The sequence below is a fragment of the Oleiphilus sp. HI0066 genome (assembly GCF_001635725.1).
In genome coordinates this window covers 1-2,954 of the sequence record NZ_LWFH01001048.1, presented here as the reverse complement: position 1 = coordinate 2,954, position 2,954 = coordinate 1, and the positions used below count along the sequence as shown (strand labels likewise).

Sequence of the window (2,954 nt, the reverse complement as noted above, 5' to 3'; positions counted from 1 at the left end):
TAGATTGAATCATTGAGTCGGCCGAACTGTGGCAAACGACTCATCGTTAACAAGAAGTCGCCCCCCCATGCATAATCAAATTTGATGCCTTTGAGTTGCGGGAAAGTACGCTCAAGATGTCGACGAAGAAAATGTTCGATTGAATTTGGATCGCCGCCGCCATAGGTGACTCCACCCCCAAACAGTAATCGATTGTCTCCAGTGATACGGTAGTAATCGAGTTTGTAGTTGCAGTCTTCGACACAGTATCCGTTGGGAATGAGAGTGCTTGCGACGGACTCTTCGAGAACTTCGGTCGTGATGATTTGCGTGCCACAAGGCATCGTTTTCGCTGACAACTCCGGTACCAAACCATGCATGTAGGCATTGCCTGCAACAAGAAGATAATCAGCTGTCACACTTCCTTCAGCGGTATGTATTTTAGGGCGACGTGTTCGTTCTATTTTTAATGCGGCAGAGTCTTCATACACAACGCCACCGAGTTGTTCGAACGCCGCTACTTCACCCAGTAACAAATTAAGTGGATGCATATGACCGCCTTTGTGATCTAAGAGGGCGCCTTCATAAACATCAGTATTTATTTCTTTCTGCACTGCATTGCTATCTAACAATTCAAGCTCGGTATGGCCGTAGCGTTCCCATAGCTTTTTCTGTTCTGTTAGCTCGTGCATCTGCTTTGCGTTAAGCGCAGCAAATATGCCACCGGGTTTTAGGTCACAGTCGATATTATATTTTTTGACGCGCTCGCGAATAATGTCGGCACCTTCAAATGCCATAGCGCCAAAGCTATGCCCAGTTGTCTTGCCATAGTTGCGTTCAATGACATCGATATCTCGACTGTAACTATTTACAAGTTGGCCGCCATTGCGACCACTTGCTCCAAACCCAAGGCGTGCGGCTTCAAGTACGACGACCTTGAAGCCTGCTTCGGCGAGGTGTAATGCGCTAGATATGCCAGTGTAGCCACCACCGATAATGCACACGTCTGTATCAATGTTGTCCTTCAGTGCGGGCCTATCATTGCGATCATGACGGGTTGCTGCATAATAGGATTCAGTGTGCTCGGTACGCATATTGGATTACGCCTCGTAGATTACATAGATTTTTTTGCAGTATTTGGGCACCTCCCAGGTACCTGAAAATCCTGCAGGAATGGTAAAAGTGTCGCCAGCTTTAACTGTCTTGCTTTGCCCTGATTCGTCGTGAATGATCGACTCGCCCTCTAGTATGTAGCAGAACTCGTCTTCATCGTAACTAACAGTCCAAGCACCGGCCTGTGCGTCCCAAACGCCGGCATGGAATTTCTCATCGCGAGACGAGAATGCATTCCATACATTTTGATGTGGCGTGCCTTTCACAATTTTTTCCGCATCAGGTAGATAGCTATCTACCTGAATATCGGAAACATCAAGGGACTTTATATCATTGATAGACATAAAAGCCTCTTACTTCATGGTTGGCATATTGAACTCTGCCGCTAAACCGTCTCCTGGCCAACGGATGGTAACGGCTTTGCGCTTGGTATAAAAACGCACGCCTTCTTCGCCGTGAACATGATTCGATCCAAACAATGAACGTTTCCAACCGCCAAATGCGTGGAATGCCATTGGTACAGGGATTGGAACATTCACACCTACCATGCCGACTTGAATGTCATGCGCGAACTTACGTGCGATGCTTCCAGAGCGCGTGTAGATAGATGTGCCGTTGCCGTACTCATGATCATTAATCATTTTGGCTGCGGTCGCATAGTCTGGTACGCGTACGACACATAGTACTGGACCAAAAATTTCTTCTTGGTAGATACGCATGTCGGTAGAAACATTGTCGAATAAACAGCCGTTCATGAAGTAACCATCTTCGTGACCTTCTACTGTATGCTCGCGACCATCAACAACTAGCGTTGCGCCTTCTTCCACACCAAGATCTACATAGCCTTTTACTTTTGCTAAGTGCTCTTTAGTAACCAGAGGCCCCATATCTAATCCATGGTTTACGCCATTACCTACTTTAAGTTGACGTGTTTTCTCAGCAAGTTTCTCAACTAGTGCATCACCAATATCACCAACCGCAACGGCAACAGAAATAGCCATACAACGCTCGCCAGCAGAACCGTATGCAGCGCCCATTAGCGCATTCACAGCGCCATCTAGGTCTGCATCAGGCATAACAATTAGGTGGTTCTTTGCACCGCCCAGTGCTTGAATGCGCTTACAGTGTTTTGAAGCGGTAGAGTAGATATATTCAGCAATTGGCGTAGAGCCAACAAAGCTTACTGCTTCAATGTCTGTGTGAGTGAGTAAGACGTCAACGGACTCTTTGTCACCGTTTACGATATTGAACACGCCATCAGGGAGACCCGCTTCTTTTAACCACTCAGCAACTAAAAATGTTGCGCTTGGATCTTTTTCTGAAGGCTTCAAGATAAAGGTGTTACCCGTAGCAATGGCGATTGGCCACATCCACATAGGTACCATCGCAGGGAAGTTAAAAGGCGTAATGCCCGCCACAACGCCAAGAGGCTGGCTCGTTGAATAAGCATCAATGTCGCGACCTACTTGCTCAGTGAAGTCACCTTTTAATAATTGTGGGATACCGCAAGCGAATTCGACAACTTCTAAACCGCGGGTGATTTCTCCGCAAGCGTCTTCGTATACTTTGCCATGCTCTTTTGTGATTGCCGCAGCTAACTCGTCTCTACGCGCTTCAAGAATAGTTTTAAACTTGAAAAGAATTCGAGAGCGATTCAGTGGCGTTACCGCAGACCAAGAAGTAAATGCTTCTTTTGCTACTGCAATCGCGTTTTCAGTTTCTGCAACGCTTGCGAGTGATACTTCTGCAGTTTGTTGGCCTGTAGCAGGATTATAAACAGGCGCTGTACGTGCGCTCGCTGCTGTGAATTCGCCATTAATAAAGTGTGTTAGTTGATCCATAATTCACCTAGTTTTTTAAGC

Annotated in this window: 3 protein-coding genes; all 3 read right to left on the bottom strand. The window is 46.6% G+C overall.

The window, feature by feature from the left end; all coding sequences use genetic code 11:
* On the bottom strand, positions 1 to 1,073 hold a 1,073-nt coding region (locus tag A3738_RS12860), incomplete at its 3' end, for an FAD-binding oxidoreductase (protein ID WP_068763623.1).
* Between the two features lie 6 nt (positions 1,074 to 1,079).
* Positions 1,080 to 1,436, bottom strand: a complete 357-nt coding sequence (locus A3738_RS12855) for a cupin domain-containing protein (protein ID WP_068475935.1) — start codon at positions 1,434 to 1,436, stop codon at positions 1,080 to 1,082.
* Positions 1,437 to 1,445: 9 nt separating this feature from the next.
* Positions 1,446 to 2,933 (bottom strand): CoA-acylating methylmalonate-semialdehyde dehydrogenase, encoded by a 1,488-nt coding sequence (locus tag A3738_RS12850; RefSeq protein WP_068502919.1) that lies wholly within the window; start codon positions 2,931 to 2,933, stop codon positions 1,446 to 1,448.
* Between the last annotated feature and the right edge of the window lie 21 nt (positions 2,934 to 2,954).

Excerpts from the sequence above, each read along its gene's own strand:
- A3738_RS12855 (WP_068475935.1), bottom strand. The coding sequence starts at position 1,436 with ATGTCTATCAATGATATAAAGTCCCTTGATGTTTCCGATATTCAGGTA.
- A3738_RS12850 (WP_068502919.1), bottom strand. The coding sequence starts at position 2,933 with ATGGATCAACTAACACACTTTATTAATGGCGAATTCACAGCAGCGAGC.